Source organism: Liquorilactobacillus sp. (assembly GCF_047719775.1).
Taxonomy (GTDB): domain Bacteria; phylum Bacillota; class Bacilli; order Lactobacillales; family Lactobacillaceae; genus Liquorilactobacillus.
In genome coordinates this window covers 78,795-97,106 of the sequence record NZ_JBDNTS010000003.1, presented here as the reverse complement: position 1 = coordinate 97,106, position 18,312 = coordinate 78,795, and the positions used below count along the sequence as shown (strand labels likewise).

Below are 18,312 nucleotides of genomic sequence, written 5' to 3'. Positions count from 1 at the left end.
AATTGCATCATAATCATAAACCTAGTAAATGCAAGTATAAAAATCTTACCTCAGGAACATACAAGCCTACACTTTAACAGCCGTAGGCCATTCTTGTATTGAATAATTTCATGCAATATTAAAGAAAGAAGAGACATTACTATTACCCTACTATTTTTTTGAAAAAATATCCTTGAGCTTTTTTAGTCGATTGCTTCACCTAAAATCTTAAGAAAAGGGCTTTCTAATTTCTTTGCCACAAACATACCGGTGCATAATATTACGATCATCTCCACAATAAATAAACTTTTCTAATTGTTCTGAAATAGTTCTTTCAGAATTATGGACATCTTCTTTTATTACAAGCGCGTCAAAATCATATTCTTTTTCAAATGAACCAACTTTGCCAAAAAAACTTCCACTTGATTTTGTTGCTAGGAAAAAGGCTTCTGATAATTTTATTGGTAAATCCTTTGGATGGTTCACCCACCACAATTTTGAGGTCTGAATTGCTTCTACTATGTGTCGGTTCATATCTGGTACATGGGCACCCGCAACATCACTCGCAATTGCACAATGCAGACCTTCATTTAAATACTTCCTTAATGGCATTATTCCACTTGATAAATCTGCATTTGATTGTGGGCAATGTGCTACTAAAACTTTTTCTTCTTTTAATAACTTTCTTTCTTCTTCCGACAGATAAATACAATGAGCCATAATAGTTTTATTCTTTTTTATTAGTCCATATTTTTGATATACATCAGTATAATTTTTACTTTCGGGATGTAACTCTTTTACCCACTCAACTTCTTTTCTGTTTTCTGATAAATGAGACTGGACAGGTAAATCAAATTCATCAGCGATTTCACCTAGTTTTTTCATTAAGGAAACTGAAGTCGATGGAACAAAGCGAGGGGTCACAATATACTGTACATTCTCTCGAAACTTTTTTGTGGCTTCAATCAATGCTAATGTATCTCTGACAGAATCTTCTGTTAACTCCGTCAGAGACGCAATAGAATTCCGATCCATATTTACTTTTCCTACAAAAGCCTTTAATCCGGATTGTGAAATTAAATCCATTAAAATAATCGTTGATTCTTTGTGAATAGTTGAAAATGCAACAAAACGTAAAGTCCCAACTTCCCATAACTTCGTCAAAAAAAGTTTATATTTGTCTAATGCATAATTTGTATTTTCATATTTTGCTTCCATAGGAAAAGTATACTTTTGCAACCATGGTAATAACTCTTGATCAAATCCTAATCCAGCCATTGGAAATTGCGGAGCATGTAAATGTACATCATTAAAAGCTGGGATAATAAGCTGTTGCCCAAAATCAATTATTTCTGAATTAGGATATTTTTTATCTAAGTATTTCCCGGTTTCAATTATTTTCCCAGCCTTGACCGCAATAAATCCTTGCTCATACATAGTAAATTCAGTGCTCACTTTTGTAAAAATAATATTACCCTTATATAGTTTCACCTTTAGTCACACCCATTTTCCATATTTTTCTTGTGGCCTCAACAAGCTTAAGAAATCTACTGTTAATTATTATTATCCAGATACTTCAAATTTTCGATAAAAACTAATTTTTTGAATTGTATCATTTAAGTGTTAAAAAAACAAACAGCAAACCATGATTAAGATACCTAGTATTTTTTTGAGTTTTCAAATTAAATTTACAGTATAAAAAAATTAGGCAAAAATTAAATTTTTACCCAACTTTTTCCCATTTTTTTGTTTTTCATTCAATTACTAGGTATGTTGAAATAAACATATATAGAAAATACTTTTTTTATAAATTTGCTTAACTCAATCAAAAACAATTTTTAATAATATCAATAGAGAATTTTTTCCAAAAAAATCACCCAATTGTTACTTTACTCATAAATTCATTTAATTCATTCAAATTAGGCAAACCTTCATTATCACCAAGATTTTCCATTTGAATTGCTCCAACCGCACTTCCTCGTCGTAAACAATCTCTATCACTTAAATTCTCTAATTTTGCTGAAAGCACTCCTGCAACAAATCCATCTCCTGCTCCAACACGATCAACAATTTTTGAAACTTTGATTGCCCCAACTCGCTCAGTTCGATAATTTCCACTTAACTGTCGGTGTTTACTATATGCACCATCATCCACTAGATTAACAATTACTTGTTGGACATGACTCTTTGGATCTTCCAAATAATAATTGGCAATCTCTTCAACTGCTGTTTTTCCAGTTAAAATTCGGCCTTCTTTAATGTTTGGCAGCACTACATCACATAAGTTAGCGATTTCATTAGTTCGTTTAATCATTGGGCCTTCAGAATTCCAAATTGTTGGACGCAGATTTGGATCAAAAGTAATTTGAACATCATGTTTACGTGCCAATTCAATCAGCTTTAACGTAGCCTGATAACCCTCATCGCTTAACCCGACCAAGATTCCGCCTAAGTGTAAAATTTTAGCACTAGTAAAGTCCATAAAAGCTATTTTTTTGGAATCAATATGTGAGGCAGCACTTCCTTTACGATAATAATCAGTCTCTGGACGCCCATTATCTGCCAAGCTTTTCAACATGAACCCCGTTTTCCAATTAGCACTAATTTGTAAATCACCCACATTAACTTTCTCGTTTTGCAGCAATTCTTTAATTTGTTCACCAAATGTATCTTTGCCAATTTGTGAAATAAATTTGACTGTGTGATTTAGTCGAGCAACTCCAATTGCAACATTTAAATCAGCTCCTGCAATTCGACTAGTAAAATGCTTTACATTTTTCAAAGGGCCTTTGTCTTGAGCAATAAATAATCCCATTGGTTCACCAGCAGTAATTAATTCTCCCACCATTTATCCCTCCTTTAAATTTGTGCCAAAAATAATCTCGTATTGCATTAATTTGCTTACATTGGATCGTCCAAATCATTTAAATCTCTTCCTGTAGTATCTTTAGAAACATAGGCACTAAAGAATGTTATAAGCGAAAATACAATCACCATAATTGCAATAGGCCACCAACTATTTAGCATTGCTGCTACCCAAGCTGCAGCAATAACTGGTCCAAATCCGGTCGCTATAACTCCTGCAATTTCTTTTGCTAATGAAACAAGGGTTACTCTGTTCTTAGAACCAAATAATTCAGCTAAAGTTACATTTTCGAGAGCAAACAATCCTTGTACACCTAAATTCAATCCAATAATTAAAGATATTGTCAAAACAACTATATTTTTTGAATTGATCATTAACATTATAGGAATCGCATAAAAAGCCATTGCTAAAGAAAGAATCATATACATCAATCTTCTACCAAATTTATCACCTAAATACCCTACTACAGGAATTGTTATAAATGAAATTAAAGAAGATATAATATTTGCATCCGTAGCAACTGTTTTTTGCATAGCTAAAACGGTTACAATAAATCCTGCAATGTAAGTCTGTAAAAGTCCACTATTTCCAGCTTGACCAAAGCGCAATCCAAGTCCTACCAAAAAGCCCTTATGCAAGTTTTTACTGGTCTTAATGTTGTCTGTAGAGTCTTCTTTTCTCTCCTCTATAAGCAATTTCTTCTTTTCAGCCATAACTGGGCTTTCTTTAATGAAAAGTCTAATTAAAATAGCTGCAATCATAACTATAAATGAAGCAAAGAATGGAATTCTCCATCCCCATGTAAGAATGTTTTCCTTACTAACAGTTCCAAGAATAATTGCCCAAACAATATTTGCCAGTAATGTACCTGAAGAAGTTCCTAAACAAACCAAACTCCCTATCAACCCACGATTACTTGTTTTGGAAAATTCTGCAACCATTACACCAGCACTACTAATTTCCGCTCCTGCTCCGAAGCCCTGAACAATCCTAAGTATTACCAATCCAATAGGTGCAAGAATACCTACCTTTTGATAAGTTGGCAAAAATCCAATTAGCGTTGATGCAAGGCCCATCAAGGTTATCGTGACAAAAAGAACAGTTCTTCTTCCCAACCTGTCACCCATTCTACCAAAGAAATATGCACCTACTAATCTTGCCACATACCCTGCCCCATAGGTTCCCATAGACATAACTAATCCCATCGCCGGACTATCATTTGGGAAAAAGACTTCATTAAAAACGATTGCTGATGCAAGTGAATATAATTGAAAATCCATGAATTCCATAGCGGTACCTAACCAACCACTTGCGGCAACTTTAATTAATTCACTAGTTCTAACTTGATACTTTTTATTTTCCATTTCTGATACCCACCTTAACTTATTGGAAATAACTAATCAAACGTCAAAACAATTTTACGCGCCTTTTCTGGATGGTTATTAATTAAATCAAAAGCTTTTTGAACATCTCTAATATTAAATTTCTGATTCACCACACCATCATCAACAAGCAGTCCATTTTCAATTGCTTTTATAACTGGTTCAAACTGATATGACTGCATTCTTGAACCATAAATTGTCAATTCTTTTTGCATTATTGGTTTTTGCATAATATGTGAATATTTTTCAGACATTCCTAACGGAACAATTGCACCAGCCACTGAAACTAAATCAAAACATTGTTCGAATGTCTGTGGTAAACCGACTGCATCAATTACAACATTTGCCATTTCACCATTAGTCCATTCACAGACCTTTTCTTTTAAATTCTCTTTTCTTGTATTTACAATTTCATTTGCACCGTTTTCTTTAGCAAAATTCAATTTCTCTTGATCTATATCAGTTACCATCACACTTGCACCTTTTACTTTAGCCATTCTCAATGTCAATAATCCTATTGTTCCAGCTCCTTGAATTACTAGTGTTTTACCAACTCCTACTTGACCACGACTTGTTGAGTTTCCAGCGACCGTATAGGGTTCAGCTAATACAGCTGTTTCCCATGGAATACTTTTACTAATTTTATGCGCCTGCATAGAAGTAATTTTTAAATATTCCTGCATTCCCCCGTCTTTATGCACACCTAATGCTTCTAGATGAGAACAAACATTAGGCATCCCCTGCCGACATGCATAACATTTTCCACAATAACTAATTTGCTCAACTACTATATGATCACCTATTGACAAATCTTTTACATTTTCACCTAACTCTGTAACTTCCCCAACAATCTCATGTCCCATAACTCTTGGTAGTACTACAAAAGGATTTTCGCCATGATATATATGATTGTCACTACCACAAATACCAACCATCTTTACTTTTATTATTACATCTTCTGGTGCAGTGATTTCTGGTTCTTCAACTTCTTCTAAACGTAAATCTTCATTCCCATACACTCTTGCAGCTAACATATTTCAATTCCTCCTATTTATTTTCTTTTCTTATTGCTTCCCATAACCCATTCAAATACGAAATTCCTAAGGCACGATCATACAAACCATACCCAGGTCGTCCATCTTCACCCCAAATATTCCGTCCGTGATCAGGTCTGATATAGCCATCAAAGTTTGTATCAGAGAGGGCCTTCATGATCTCGTACATATCCAATGAACCTTCTGAAGATAGATGCGCTGATTCATGAAAATCTCCTTCATTACCCATAAATTTAATGTTTCGTGCATGGATAAATGGTGCCCGATCTTTTCCAACAAACTCTCTGATAATTGCTGGAACATCATTATCAGAGTTCTCCCCCAAACTACCCGTACAAATCGTAAAGCCGTTGTATCTTGACTCGTGTAGTTCCTCAATCACAAACATATCATCACGATTCTTACAAATTCTTGGTAATCCAAATAATGGACGTGGTGGATCATCTGGATGGATGGCCATTCTAATGTCAACTTCTTCACATACAGGGATAATTGCATCTAAGAAGTATTTCAAGTTCTCTCGAAGTTTGTGCTCATCAACATCCGCGTATGCTTCAAATAAATTTTTCACCTCGGAAAGTCTTTCTGGTTCCCAACCAGGAAGAATGTACCCATTTGAGTCGTTTTGAACCGCTTTCAAAATATCTTTTGGATCACTCTCAACTTTTTTATGTTCAAACGCTAAATCGTTCGACCCATCTTCTAATTTAAAGTGAAGATCTGTTCTTACCCAATCAAATATTGGCATAAAATTATAGCAAATTACCTTTATTCCTGCTTTAGCAAGATTCCTAATCGTTTGTTTATAATTTTCAATGTACTTATCTCTTGTTGGTAATCCAATCTTAATATCATCATGAATATTTACGGATTCAATCACTTCAAGATTTAATCCTGCTGCTTCGACCTCCATTTTAAGAGATTGAATCTTTTCCATTGGCCAAACATCACCAACAGGTACATCAAAGAGCGCTCCTACAACTTGTGTAGTTCCTGGAATTTGACGAATATCTTGTAATTTAATTGGATCATCATTTGATCCATACCAACGAAAACCCATATTTTTCATAATTACATAATCTCCTTATGCGAAAGTTGCTCATTAATCTGCAACAATTCTTTTGATTGTTTTAGCTACTGCTTGCTTCCCATTAATTAATTCTTTAAAATACTCTTCCACTTTTTCTCCGAGACCAATCTGATACAAGTCAAAACCAAATATTTCTTTATTACTCAAAATAGTTTTAAGATGCTCATGTACGTCAACCGGTGCACTCAACTTAATATCTGCAACTTTTGGTGTTAATTCTGTCAACATCGGATCTGAGCTTAATTCAAATTTTTGACCCTGATCATCAATCCCCATCAAGTAACGACACCAACCGGCAATAACAAATGGAATAAATTCCAAATCTGTAACATCAAAAGCGGGATTATTCAGATAATGTTGAATTGTTACTCCATAACGAATTTTTAATTTTTGTGATGTATCTGTTGCAATCCGTTGAGGCGTATCAGGGATATTACGATTAGGTAACCTCTTTTCAATTAACTGATCAATAAATAGTTTTGGATTAATAATTTTAGGGTCTTTGACTACTGGCAGGCTTTCCTTATATCCAAGATTCTTAATTAAATCAAGCAAATCAGGATTTTCAACTTCTTGCCAAATTGATTTGTACCCAAGTAAATTACCAAAAATTGCAAGAGCAGTGTGTAACGGGTTGAGGCAGGCCGTCACCTTCATTTGATCTGCATCGTTAACAGTATCCCTATCTGTCAGGATTACACCTGCCTTTTCTAAATCCGGTCGTCCATTTGGGAAGCTATCTTCAATTACTAGATAGTGTGTCTCTTCAGTATTACCAAATGGAGCAATATTAGTATGCTTAGCAGTGTGCACAATTTTACTATCTTCAAATCCTATTTTTCTTAGTTTCTCAGCAACCGTTTCTGCTGGGTTAGGTGTGATTCGATCAATCATACTCCATGGAAATGTAACTTTGTTTGTATCTTTTAAATAATCCAAAAATCCACTCTCAACAAACCCATTTTCAACCCATCCATTTACAATTGTTAAAATTGCATTTTCTAGTTTTGCACCATTTTCTGAGAAATTATCCGTGCTTACCATTGCGATAGGCGCTTGATTTTCTAAATAACGTGCATATAGAAGATGTGCAACTGCTCCCATATTTGTCTTAGGGTGCGATGGCCCATCTGTAATATCCTCAATTGCAAGTTGTGTTAAGTTACCTGAACTATCCCGTAAACTGTAACCTTTTTCAGTAATTGAGAATGTTGCAAATTGTAGTGAGGGATTCTCAAATACTCTTGTCAAGTACTGCCATCCAGTAGGATTTTCATCATTAAAATAAACACTGTGTGCAACACTGGCCACTAATTTCTTTTGTAATGATCCATCCGCATTCATTGTCACACTAAGAATCCGATTATTATAAGCATGATAGATTTCTTCAATCACTTGGTCATCATATGTTTCCGCAACAATGACTCCACTCTTCATAATTTCCTTATTAAGTAATTCTTGAGCAATCACCGCATGGAAACAGCGAAATAAATTCCCCCCTCCAAAGTGTACCCACAAAGGTGTTTTATCAGTTTCCATACTAACTTCTTCTTGAGAATATTTTGGCACTTCAATATCCGCCAAACTGAAATCTCTTTGTTTACCTACATAATCATCTGTAAGTTTAACCATTTGTATCCCCTCCATTTTTCAACCAAGTTACGGTTGTAATTTCCAAAAAATTGTTTTATCATACTGATGTACTAATATATCAGTTCACAAAATACAATGTAATCGCTTTCTACAAAAAAGTCAATACATCTTTGAAATTATTTTCACAAAAAATTAGGAGGTAGACATAATGCTTAAAAAAATAGTAACTACCCAGAAAATTAAAAAATCTGGCGTAATCGCTGTTATCAGAGCCAAATCAGCAAAAAAAGCAGTTGATATATCTGAAGCTGTAATAGCTGGTGGGCTTACAGGAATTGAAATAACCTTTACTGTACCTCAAGCAGATCAAGTAATTACCGAACTATCATCAAAGTACCAAGATACTGATGTTGTAATTGGAGCTGGTACAGTTCTGGATTCCGTTTCAGCACGATTGGCTATCTTAGCTGGGGCACAATTCATTGTTAGTCCTAGTTTTGATTCTTCTGTCGCTGAAATTTGTAATCTTTATCAAACACCTTATACTCCAGGGTGTCAGACTCTAACCGAGATGCAAACTGCTCTTAAAGCTGGTGTAGACATTATCAAATTATTTCCAGGTGCAATTGCTGGCCCGCAAATGGTTAAGGCCGCTTTAGCTCCATTGCCGCAACTTAATCTGATGCCTACAGGTGGTGTAAATCTTGAAAATATGACTGATTGGTTTAAGGCTGGTGTAATTGCCGTCGGAGCAGGTAGTAATTTGCTAAAACCTGCAGAAAATGGAGATCTTGCTGGTGTAACAGCTACTGCCAAAAAATATGTGGAAAAGTTGAATCAAATTCGGAGTTAATTGTTAAAAATCTTTTTAAGTGAGGTATTTTAAACATGATTGATTTTTTAACGATTGGTGAACCGCTTGTAGTATTTGCGGCTACAGAAACCAATAAATCATTAGCAGATGCAAAAACATTTCATAAATATTTGGCGGGAGCCGAATTAAATGTTGCAATTGGTTTAGCACGTCTTGGATTTTCAACAGAGTATCTCTCTCGTGTAGGGTCAGATCCCTTGGGGCAATTTATTATTAGTGAACTAAAAAATAAAAAAGTTGGCGCTAAAAAAGTCACAATCGACTATACTGCGTGGACCGGTTTTGAGATGAAACAAAGAGTTACAGCTGGCGATCCTAATACTTTCTACTTTCGAAAAAATTCAGCAGCTACTAGATTATCTACTGAAATCGTCGAAAAAATTGACTTTAGTGAGATTAAATACCTGCACTTGACAGGTATCTATCCAGCCATTTCAGACAACGCATTAAAAGTTGCCGAATTGCTGTTATTTAAAGCAAGAAGGGCAGGAACAACCATAATTTTCGATCCAAATTTACGCCCTGCTTTATGGCAAAATGAAACAAAAATGGTTGAAGCCGTTAATACCTTAGCAAGTAAAGCTGATATTTTCATTCCAGGTATTAAAGAAGCCCACCTATTAACCGGTTTATCGGACGAATCTGAAATTAGTGATTACTATTTACAAAAAGATTGTAAATCTATCATCATTAAAATGGGTGCATCTGGTGCTTACTTGAAAGACAATAATAATACTGAATTTATTCCCGGGTATCATGTCAAAAAAGTGATTGATACTGTTGGTGCTGGTGACGGTTTTGCTGTTGGCTTAATTTCGGGTCTATTAGATAATCTGTCACTATCTAAAGCCATACTTCGTGGTAATGCCATTGGTGCTTTAGCAGTACAATCATCAGGAGATAGTGATGGCTATCCTACACGGGAACAACTGGATTCATTTGTTATTAATAATTTACCAACCTTCGAATAACTGATATACTAATGTATAATTATCATTGTTACTTAATACATTAGACGATAGAGAAGAGTTGGTACCTTGCTTAACACATCCTTGAACCTCCATGATCAGGCTTACAAGATTATACTTGAAAAAATTCTGACTGCTGAATATGAACCCGGTCAGAAAATATCTGAAAAAGAAATTAGCGATGAGCTGGAAATTGGTAGAACTCCTGTAAGAGAAGCTATTTTACGCTTACGCCAAGAAGGATTAATTAATGTTATCCCTCAATCTGGAACATATGTCACAAAAATTGATTTAAAAGTTGCTACCAGTGCGCGTTTCATTCGTGAGAGCATTGAAACCAATGTAATAAGGGAAGTCGCATTAAAAAAAGATATTATGACCGATCAATTGCACATAATTATTGATAATCAGAGGTATTTTTCCAAACAAAAGCAATTCGAGAAATTTTTTGCCGAGGATGAAGACTTTCATCGTGAATTTTATGTTCTATCTGGACACAGTCAAGTTTGGGAATGGCTACAAACTATCAACACACAATTGAATCGTTTCAGAATTCTACGATTAAAGGTTGCGAAGCTTCCTTGGGAAACCCTGATACAAGAACATGAAGATCTCTTAAGTGCTGTCGAAACACACAATGTAGATGTCGCAACGACCCTGATATCTAATCATCTTCATTTAATGCTTGATGAGGAGAAGACATTAATACAAGCTTTTCCAGACTATTTTTCAAATTATTAGTTGTGGTTATTTGAATTGTATTTTAATTATAAATACGCACTATTATTAAAATTATTCGTCACTTTTCAAAACTAGTTATCGAATACTAAAAACCATTTTGAAACATGATGCAGATGCAGTATTATCACAATGTCATGGAGCTTAGGGAGATGAACATGGGTAAAAGTCTAAGGGAAAAGCTTAGTGGCGGTGATTTGCGCTCTATCGGAGAAGCAAATCTAGTCATTGGTGACATAAAAAATCAAAGTGAATTTGATATTCTTTTTCAATATTTATATGATAATGAACGATTGATTGTGATGAGAGCAGCAGATGCGATTGAAAAAATTTCTTTAACACATTCTGAATATCTATATTCACATAAAATTGATATCATAAATTTATGTTCATCAGCGACTGACATTGAATTAAAATGGCATCTAGCCTTATTAATATCACGCCCTTCTTTGTTGGTTTCAGAGCAAACAATTGCATTCAACATATTGAAAAAATGGGCAATCAATCCTAAAGAAAGTAGGATTGTTCGAGTGAATGCTATTCAATCACTCTATGAATTATCAAAACAAAACAGTTCATTTAAGACAGGCTTTTCGTCAATAATCAATATTGTTCAAGAAGAGAACATTGCTTCTATAGATGCAAGAATTCGCAAAATACTAACAAGTGAGGTTTGATTAAGACGAAAGAATTTCTCGTAATATTCTTCTAATTCTAGTTTAATATAGAGAGTATGCCACGAATTGGCAATGTAGCACCCTCTCGAAAAATGACTCTTTTGAACAAAATGAGATTTTGGGATAATAGGGTATTAGAATTAAACTTTTTTAGAGAGAACTATTTAGCCATTTGTATTTGCAACTGACAGAAAAAAATCCGTTGATAGATTGCCACATTTACAATCTGTCAGCGGATTTTTTTCATACCAAAAGACACATAAACCTTCGTCATTAAAAATTCCACGTACGACAACATTTTTAAGATGATTGAAAACTTATGAGTCTCTTAGACAATTCTATAAATTTTTTGCTCAATATTGTAATTCTTCACAATTATGCATATGGAAACTTTTTAGAAATTGGAAAGCTGAAACCTTTTTTACTATTATTAGATGTCCATGACCACCATTTTAAAAAACAGTTGTCTTAACAAAGATATCTTCAACTAAATACACACGCTTGAGAATACGTACGAAGCAATACAAGACATCATGGTAAGTTCAAAAAGTCGTTTTTGATTTCAGGAACTATTACTATCTAATTTTCCATAGTATCAACGATCGTATTTACTAAATCTTCAGCTTGTTTTAAAAAACCTAACCTGTCAAAAAAGCCATGATCAAGACCTTTGTACATAACTACATCGACATTTGCTCCCAATGCTTTTGCTTTTTCGGCAAAAAAGATGTTGCTTTGAAGAAAATAGTCAAATTCAGCTTCAATAAGCGTTATGTCAGGAAAATTTTCAAAATTATTTATATATACGGGACTAATCAGTGGATTTTCTACTTGCTCAAAGTTGGTATACAAAACATTAATTATTTTGGTTAGTAGAGCAAATTTGTTTAATCTCGTATGAATATAAATTTCATGTTTTTTGGCAATGTTATATTTAGAGTAATTCCACTTATAAAGTGTCTTACTCTTTTCTGTCATATCAAGTGCTCCATAAATAGAAATAACCCTACGGATAAAATTATTTTTATTTTTCAAGCCACAAATAATTGCTAAATTACCTCCTGCACTATCACCTGCAATATATATTTGTGAATCATTAAACTCTAAAACTGCTTTATTGTTACTAATCCATTCTAATGATTCTACAACATCAAGGTAGGCTCCTGGATATGGTGTCTCCGGAGCTAGCCGATATCCAATAGAAATAACAACACAATGGCCTCTTTCAGCTATTAACTTGCATTGATTATTTACTGTATCTATAGATCCTCCAATAAAGCCACCACCATGTAAATAAACGAGACATTTAGTACTATTCCCATTAATATTCGGTGTATATTTTCTAGCCGGAATATAACGACCTAAACAAGGTATCAAGAAATTATTAATCTTCACATTCTCCTCACTTAGATCTCTGTTGTAAGACCCCATATTCTCTCTTAAAATATTAAGTTGAATATCTTCAATGACTATTTTTTTATCAACAACTTTATCAAAGATAAGTGCTTTCCTCTTTGTACGCTCTAAAACCTGTGGGTCTAAGAAACCCCATTTTTCTCCATACGCTGAATTTTTAATAATCATATTCGACCCACTTTCTAACTAATAAATTGCCCTAAAATAGCTCCAGCCGAAATTTCCCCTAGTTTAGTATCAACAATATCTGTAGTCGGAGTAGAATTAACCAGTGTTACAATTACCGTACCATCGTATCCCCTAGTTGCTATACTTTCAAAATCAGCAACACAAAGCTGCTCTCCCTTTTTAATTTTCTTACCTTTTTGAATAGCTTCACTAAATAATTCTCCTTTTAAATCAACAGTATTAATTCCAATGTGAATTAAAAATTGTCGTCCATCATCTGCAGTAATCCCATATGCGTGTTTAGTAGAATAAGTTACCGTAATAATGCCATTTACTGGAGATAAAACACTTTGCCTAACTTTACTTGGCTTAACTGCAATTCCCTTACCTAAGGAACCGGAAGCAAATACATTATCAGCAACTGTGGATAAACTTACAGCCTCACCATTTACTGGAGCATAGACTATTAGTGGTTTCCAATTTTCAATCTCTCCCTCTTTGATAGATTTTATTTCTGGCTTTACTGGAATTGTGGCAGTTAAAGAAGCATTATTTATCTCAACTTTTTTATCAAAGCCAAAGAAGTAGGTTAAAACTGCTGCCACCATAAATGCTACAAAGTACCCAACAATAAATTGAATAAACCCATGTCCAAAGTAAACAGGAAAGCTTGGTACACTGGCAACTGCTACAGCAGTTGCACGAGAACCAGCTGCACCTGCTATTGCTCCTCCTATGCCTCCTCCAATCATAGCCATCAAAAAAGCACGTTTATACTTTAGAGTAACACCATAAATAGCTGCTTCTGAAATTCCGAAGAAACCCATAATTGTTGCAGAAGAAGCAACTTTTTTCATTGCAGAGCTTTTAGTACGCAATAAAATACCTAAAGCGGCTCCTGATTGTGAAATGATACTTGGACCAAAAACAGCTAAAATTGTATCATACCCATATTTTTGAATATTAGAAAAGATAATTGGGAACAATCCCCAATGAATTCCAAAGACAACCATTGCTTGTGCAAAAAAGCCTATAAATGCCCCGGCTACCATTTTATTTAAACTATATAAATTCATATATACGCTTGCAATACCATTACTTAAACCTGATCCTAGAGGTCCAAATAAGATAATCGTCAAGGGAACAAGCACAATCAAAGAAATTAATGGAGAAAAAATATTTTCAACTGCAGAAGGAATGATTTTTTTTATAATTTTTTCAAGATATTTTAATGAAAAAATTGCAAAAATTATCGGAAAAACACTGCTCTTAAATGTAGCAATTTCAATAGGAATATGCATAAAATCTATTGTCTTACCATATAAAGTAGCCATGCCTGGATAAACCAAGGAACCGCCTATCGCTAGTGAAACAAAAAGATTTGTTTTTAATTTTCGTGCACAAGTAACTGCCAAAAACATGGGTAGAAAATAATATAGACTATCCCCCGCGGCATTTAAAATCGCATATGTCCCCGATGTTGCGGTCATCCAACCAACAGATATAAAAATTGCTAATAGCCCTTTAATAATACCAGAACCAATTAATACGTAAAGTATTGGTGTAAAAACGCTAGAAACAAAATCAATTAATGCGTTAAATGGGTTTTTCTTACCTGTGTTTTCCCCATTGATGTCAACGTCTTGATCCTTAATAGTTATTAGGTCGTTCATTTCATTAAAAATATCAACTACTTTCGGACCGAAAACAACTTGATATTGTCCAGCAGCTTTAACTACAGAAATCACGCTTGGTATACGTTCAATATTATCCTTATCTGCTTTATCTTCATTTTTAAGCTGAAATCGTAACCTAGTTGCACAGTGTGTAAAAGACTTAATATTCTTTTGACCACCTAATCTTTCAATCAAATTTTGAACAATTTCTTTATCATTCATTATTTATCCCTCTCTCAGTTATTATTTAAAATAATTCTTTGAATGTGAATTGTTAAATATGCCTGTTCACTTTTTGATAATTCAACTTTACGTGTCTTTCTAATGTAATCAACTATTTTCAATGTACATTTAAAGGCTTGTGGCATTTTTTGAGATAGTTGATCATAAAAAAACAACGTATTTTCATCTTCTTTTTCCCCGTATAAAATCCGTCTAGTTAAAAAACGAAGATGAATTACAAATCTTACATAATTAAAAGAATTCACGTTATATTCAATATTAAAAAAATATTTTACTATATTTAAAATATCTGTAATTGTCTTGATTGCAGTCCCTGTATCAATCTTTTGGTAATTCTTTTTCAAGTTGTCTACTATATGGAATGTAAGCATTCTAGCTTCTTCTATTGGAAGTGTTATGTTAAAAAAGGCATTTATCTTTTTAAGTGTTTTGACTGCTTCTTTATATTCATCTGGATAGATATCTTCAACTTCCCATAGAAGTGAAGTATTAATATTATCATTGTCTTTTTTAAAACGAGATACTGCAAAATAAATATGATCCGTTAAGGCAATGTAGATGTTGTCATCTAGTTTTATTTTTAAATTACTTTTTAGTTCTCGGACTATGCTATCCGTAAATTTCAAATATTCATAAGGAACTTCAGTAGCAACTTGAATCAATTTATTTTGATTATCTTGAGTATCTAATTTGTAGGTCCTTTCAATCTTTAATTTGTTAACTTCTTGTCCCCTTTTTACATTGAATCCAATCCCATTCCCAGTCAAAATAATATCAATTCCATTTTTGTTTATTGCCAAAATTGCATTATTATTCAACTTTTTTTTGACAATCATAAATGTCCTCCTTCCATTGTATTAAAATTTTTAATACACATTTTAAGCTTTCACCTTCTTTACTTTAAAAAAACAAAAAACCTACTAAATAATGTGAAAATTCCTAAAAAAGAATTCACAAAATTTAGTAGGTTATGCCAGCACAATCTGTAACAAATCCTATTCCTGTTTACGCTTACATTATATAATTAGTACTATAGCATGTCAATCTTTAATGTTCATTAGTTACTAACATTATTCATAGATTTTCTATGTTTATCAACATTTAATTACAAATCGTATTAAAAAGCAGAACACCCCTATAATATTTGGTATCAACCTTTAGTCGATAAAATAATAACTAACATGATTATGGCTGCACCTGAAGCAATCCAATAATTGTAGTCTGGATTAATAGTGAATAATTTCCCAGCAAAAAAAGTAATTGCAGCCCAACCTAGTGACCCCCACATTCTAGCCCGTCCATATTCAAATCCATACTTCAAACTAAGTTTTTGTGCATAAGATTCGAGTGCACTTAAACCTGCTTGAAATCCAATCCCTAAGTACACCCCACCAACCAAAGAACCAATTATCAGATTATTAGTCAACAAAGTGCCATAAACATAAATAAAAAATGGACCTGAAAATGCTAATAAAACACCTAGGAAAATTAGGACATTTTTCTTCAATCCCAACTTATCAAGAATATACCCATAAAGTGGCTGAGCAACTAAGGTTACTGCCGCATTAAGATCAAACACAATCCCTGAATCCGTCCCATTTAGGCCAAGGGATTTGCTTAACCAAATTGAATATAAAGAATAACATGCTGCAAAGCTAACAAGGAAAAAGAAAAAATATGCACTAATTGCCCAATAAATCCTTCTTTCAAACATTACCCTACCTGCCTTATCATCTATCTGTAAATGCTTTCTCTTAGAGATTATACAAGCCAACAGATTGAAATCAATCATGTTTTTGGCAACATTTTAGCAGTAAATAAAAGCTAAACAAGGTATATTCAACGATATATAGGCTTGTTTGTGCAACAAAATGGGTAATACAAAAAAAGGCTTAAATGGTAGGTCGCAAATGATCATTAATAACTGGGTTGTAATCACTCATATGGCTCATTAAAAAATTTAACAAATGGGACGGAATACCTAGCAATATTAACATTGATTAAAGATTATTTAATAGTTTTTTTGATAATTGCGTTGCAAGTATTAAACCGACAAGAGCTAAAATAAACGTAAAATAGAAGCCATAATGAGTACCGTTCACAAATGCGTTGGCAGCTTGATGGCCAGCATTAGCATAGTAAGATGCCTGGCCTATGTTTAGTAGACTAGTGGCAATTGCTGTTGAAATGGCCCCAACGACTTGCTGTAATGTATTCATAATAGTGCTACCGTCAGCTGCAATTGGCCCCGTTAAGGCATTTAAGCCATGTGTTTGGGACGGAGACATTGCCAGTGGCACACCAATCATTAAGACGACATGGGCTGTAGCTAGTTTCTCCGCTAATCTGCAATGCCATGTTTAGCCCTTGTACTAAATACTTTGCTAATTTTATAGCACTTGGTATCATTTGACCACACGCACCCCTTCTGCACTAAAATAAACGTTAGAATGAATTTCAATTGCTTCTAAGTTGTCTAATTTCACCTCTGATAAGAACGGTGGCAAGGAAGGCATTTTTTCAAACTTCACAGCAAAAGGATTAACGCCTTCTTGTGAAAAGTAAAGTTTATACCCCTTGATTTCATCCGCAAGATATTTTGCGGTCGTTTCTACACTGTATACGCTCACTGAATTACGAGTAACTCTTCACCTCACTTTAGTAGTATCGGATATCAGCAGTTAACCGACCCCTTCGCCGTGTCGTTCGCGACAGACATGACGACTTGTTATCAAGCTCTGCTGCACTTGATGAACTAAGTATGCCCGATTTTTTCTTAATATGTATGGGCTTTAAAAATAAAAAAATAAAACCCCCGCACTAATGCGAAGGTTTTATGCTTCAAATACTATCCGTTTTTTCCCTTATTTTTAACGGTTGAAAACCGTGTTCTTTCTTGCTCTCTTCATCAAGAAGTTCATGAAATTCATCAAATCCAACGAGCCAAATAAACTTTAATAAGCCTTCTTAACAAATACGTCGAGTGAACTAGGCAAATTTTCAAATGTCAAAGTTTTTGAGCTGACGTTTTTCAAGTAGCTATTATCAACTTTCACATCTTGCCACTGAAAAATATCCCCGCTTTGCTCAATGCTCTCATAACCGTTATAAGTAAAGCCAATGAATGTTGATAATAGGGAATTAGTTTTCTTCCCGTCATTCAGTATTCTATTTTCATATTTTTCATAGAATGTTTCAATTTCTTCCTGTGTTGATAACGGTATATTCCAGAAATAACCAATATAATCCGCTGATTCTTGGATTTCTAAGAGCAAAGTAACGAAGAAGTTCTTAAAATATTCTCGGGGATCACCCCAAAAAACTTCATTTAGATTGTTGAAGCCCAGATTTTCTACTAAAGATTTTGCCAAGTCTAAAGTAATAAGTTTGGAATAATTTCCATTCTTAATTTTCTTAGTTTTGTGGTAACTCAACACATTGGTTAATAATTTAGTATCAGAATAAATAGTTATCTTAGCAGGACGTTGTCGTCGTTCTGCCCACTCAATATATTTATCATCAATGCACTTTGAAGCCTGAGAATAAATTAGTTGAATAGTTTTCGAGTATAATAACCGTTTTACCAT

Annotated in this window: 16 protein-coding genes and 1 pseudogene; 4 read left to right on the top strand and 13 right to left on the bottom strand. The window is 33.9% G+C overall.

The genetic code is table 11. From position 1 onward, the window contains the following. Positions 1-207 precede the first annotated feature (207 nt). The 6 genes from ABF682_RS02490 to ABF682_RS02465 form a co-directional block, all read right to left on the bottom strand. Positions 208-1,470, bottom strand: coding sequence for an amidohydrolase family protein (locus ABF682_RS02490; protein WP_415618916.1), 1,263 nt, complete (start codon positions 1,468-1,470; stop codon positions 208-210). A 382-nt stretch (positions 1,471-1,852) separates the two neighbouring features. Further along, entirely contained in the window at positions 1,853-2,827 is a 975-nt protein-coding gene (locus ABF682_RS02485) for a sugar kinase (RefSeq protein WP_415618915.1), read from the bottom strand. A gap of 53 nt (positions 2,828-2,880) precedes the next feature. Then, entirely contained in the window at positions 2,881-4,209 is a 1,329-nt protein-coding gene (locus ABF682_RS02480) for an MFS transporter (RefSeq protein ID WP_415618914.1), read from the bottom strand. Between the two features lie 32 nt (positions 4,210-4,241). Further along, positions 4,242-5,261, bottom strand: coding sequence for a zinc-binding alcohol dehydrogenase family protein (locus ABF682_RS02475; protein ID WP_415618913.1), 1,020 nt, complete (start codon positions 5,259-5,261; stop codon positions 4,242-4,244). A 13-nt stretch (positions 5,262-5,274) separates the two neighbouring features. Beyond that, positions 5,275-6,351 carry a mannonate dehydratase gene (gene uxuA, locus ABF682_RS02470; RefSeq protein WP_415618912.1) on the bottom strand — a complete coding sequence of 359 codons (1,077 nt, stop codon included), beginning with the start codon at positions 6,349-6,351 and terminating at the stop codon, positions 5,275-5,277. A 33-nt stretch (positions 6,352-6,384) separates the two neighbouring features. Then, entirely contained in the window at positions 6,385-8,004 is a 1,620-nt protein-coding gene (locus tag ABF682_RS02465) for a mannitol dehydrogenase family protein (protein WP_415618911.1), read from the bottom strand. A 169-nt stretch (positions 8,005-8,173) separates the two neighbouring features. Here ABF682_RS02465 and ABF682_RS02460 point away from each other — a divergent pair, with 169 nt between their 5' ends. The 4 genes from ABF682_RS02460 (at position 8,174) to ABF682_RS02445 (ending at position 11,222) form a co-directional block, all read left to right on the top strand. Then, positions 8,174-8,818, top strand: coding sequence for a bifunctional 2-keto-4-hydroxyglutarate aldolase/2-keto-3-deoxy-6-phosphogluconate aldolase (locus ABF682_RS02460; RefSeq protein WP_415618910.1), 645 nt, complete (start codon positions 8,174-8,176; stop codon positions 8,816-8,818). A gap of 35 nt (positions 8,819-8,853) precedes the next feature. After that, positions 8,854-9,810: a sugar kinase gene (locus ABF682_RS02455; RefSeq protein ID WP_415618909.1), complete on the top strand. Its 957-nt coding sequence runs from the start codon at positions 8,854-8,856 to the stop codon at positions 9,808-9,810. A gap of 66 nt (positions 9,811-9,876) precedes the next feature. Beyond that, positions 9,877-10,548: a GntR family transcriptional regulator gene (locus tag ABF682_RS02450; protein ID WP_415618908.1), complete on the top strand. Its 672-nt coding sequence runs from the start codon at positions 9,877-9,879 to the stop codon at positions 10,546-10,548. A gap of 149 nt (positions 10,549-10,697) precedes the next feature. After that, a complete protein-coding gene (locus ABF682_RS02445; protein ID WP_415618907.1) occupies positions 10,698-11,222 on the top strand; it encodes a hypothetical protein in 525 nt (174 codons plus the stop codon). Between the two features lie 579 nt (positions 11,223-11,801). On the opposite strand, the gene ABF682_RS02440 is transcribed toward ABF682_RS02445, so the two are convergent. From ABF682_RS02440 to ABF682_RS02410, 7 genes and pseudogenes are all read right to left on the bottom strand, one after another. After that, positions 11,802-12,806 carry an alpha/beta hydrolase gene (locus tag ABF682_RS02440; RefSeq protein ID WP_415618906.1) on the bottom strand — a complete coding sequence of 335 codons (1,005 nt, stop codon included), beginning with the start codon at positions 12,804-12,806 and terminating at the stop codon, positions 11,802-11,804. A gap of 14 nt (positions 12,807-12,820) precedes the next feature. After that, positions 12,821-14,704 (bottom strand): beta-glucoside-specific PTS transporter subunit IIABC, encoded by a 1,884-nt coding sequence (locus ABF682_RS02435; protein ID WP_289980804.1) that lies wholly within the window; start codon positions 14,702-14,704, stop codon positions 12,821-12,823. Positions 14,705-14,718: 14 nt separating this feature from the next. Continuing rightward, on the bottom strand, positions 14,719-15,561 hold the full coding sequence (locus tag ABF682_RS02430; protein WP_289980803.1) for a PRD domain-containing protein: 843 nt from the start codon (positions 15,559-15,561) through the stop codon (positions 14,719-14,721). Between the two features lie 314 nt (positions 15,562-15,875). Next, positions 15,876-16,439 (bottom strand): MFS transporter, encoded by a 564-nt coding sequence (locus ABF682_RS02425; RefSeq protein WP_415618905.1) that lies wholly within the window; start codon positions 16,437-16,439, stop codon positions 15,876-15,878. 286 nt (positions 16,440-16,725) lie between these two features. Then, a pseudogene (locus tag ABF682_RS02420) lies at positions 16,726-17,049 on the bottom strand (EmrB/QacA family drug resistance transporter); the annotation flags it as partial. 81 nt (positions 17,050-17,130) lie between these two features. After that, the gene (locus ABF682_RS02415) at positions 17,131-17,355 is read right to left on the bottom strand and encodes a hypothetical protein (RefSeq protein ID WP_415618904.1); all 225 of its coding nucleotides are present in this window, start codon (positions 17,353-17,355) and stop codon (positions 17,131-17,133) included. Between the two features lie 324 nt (positions 17,356-17,679). After that, positions 17,680-18,312, bottom strand: a complete 633-nt coding sequence (locus tag ABF682_RS02410) for a hypothetical protein (RefSeq protein ID WP_415618903.1) — start codon at positions 18,310-18,312, stop codon at positions 17,680-17,682.

Excerpts from the sequence above, each read along its gene's own strand:
- ABF682_RS02485 (WP_415618915.1), bottom strand. The coding sequence starts at position 2,827 with ATGGTGGGAGAATTAATTACTGCTGGTGAACCAATGGGATTATTTATT.
- ABF682_RS02445 (WP_415618907.1), top strand. The coding sequence starts at position 10,698 with ATGAACATGGGTAAAAGTCTAAGGGAAAAGCTTAGTGGCGGTGATTTG.
- ABF682_RS02460 (WP_415618910.1), top strand. The coding sequence starts at position 8,174 with ATGCTTAAAAAAATAGTAACTACCCAGAAAATTAAAAAATCTGGCGTA.
- ABF682_RS02410 (WP_415618903.1), bottom strand. The coding sequence starts at position 18,312 with ATGGTAAAACGGTTATTATACTCGAAAACTATTCAACTAATTTATTCT.
- ABF682_RS02430 (WP_289980803.1), bottom strand. The coding sequence starts at position 15,561 with ATGATTGTCAAAAAAAAGTTGAATAATAATGCAATTTTGGCAATAAAC.
- ABF682_RS02475 (WP_415618913.1), bottom strand. The coding sequence starts at position 5,261 with ATGTTAGCTGCAAGAGTGTATGGGAATGAAGATTTACGTTTAGAAGAA.
- ABF682_RS02455 (WP_415618909.1), top strand. The coding sequence starts at position 8,854 with ATGATTGATTTTTTAACGATTGGTGAACCGCTTGTAGTATTTGCGGCT.
- ABF682_RS02480 (WP_415618914.1), bottom strand. The coding sequence starts at position 4,209 with ATGGAAAATAAAAAGTATCAAGTTAGAACTAGTGAATTAATTAAAGTT.
- ABF682_RS02465 (WP_415618911.1), bottom strand. The coding sequence starts at position 8,004 with ATGGTTAAACTTACAGATGATTATGTAGGTAAACAAAGAGATTTCAGT.
- uxuA (WP_415618912.1), bottom strand. The coding sequence starts at position 6,351 with ATGAAAAATATGGGTTTTCGTTGGTATGGATCAAATGATGATCCAATT.
- ABF682_RS02440 (WP_415618906.1), bottom strand. The coding sequence starts at position 12,806 with ATGATTATTAAAAATTCAGCGTATGGAGAAAAATGGGGTTTCTTAGAC.
- ABF682_RS02435 (WP_289980804.1), bottom strand. The coding sequence starts at position 14,704 with ATGAATGATAAAGAAATTGTTCAAAATTTGATTGAAAGATTAGGTGGT.
- ABF682_RS02425 (WP_415618905.1), bottom strand. The coding sequence starts at position 16,439 with ATGTTTGAAAGAAGGATTTATTGGGCAATTAGTGCATATTTTTTCTTT.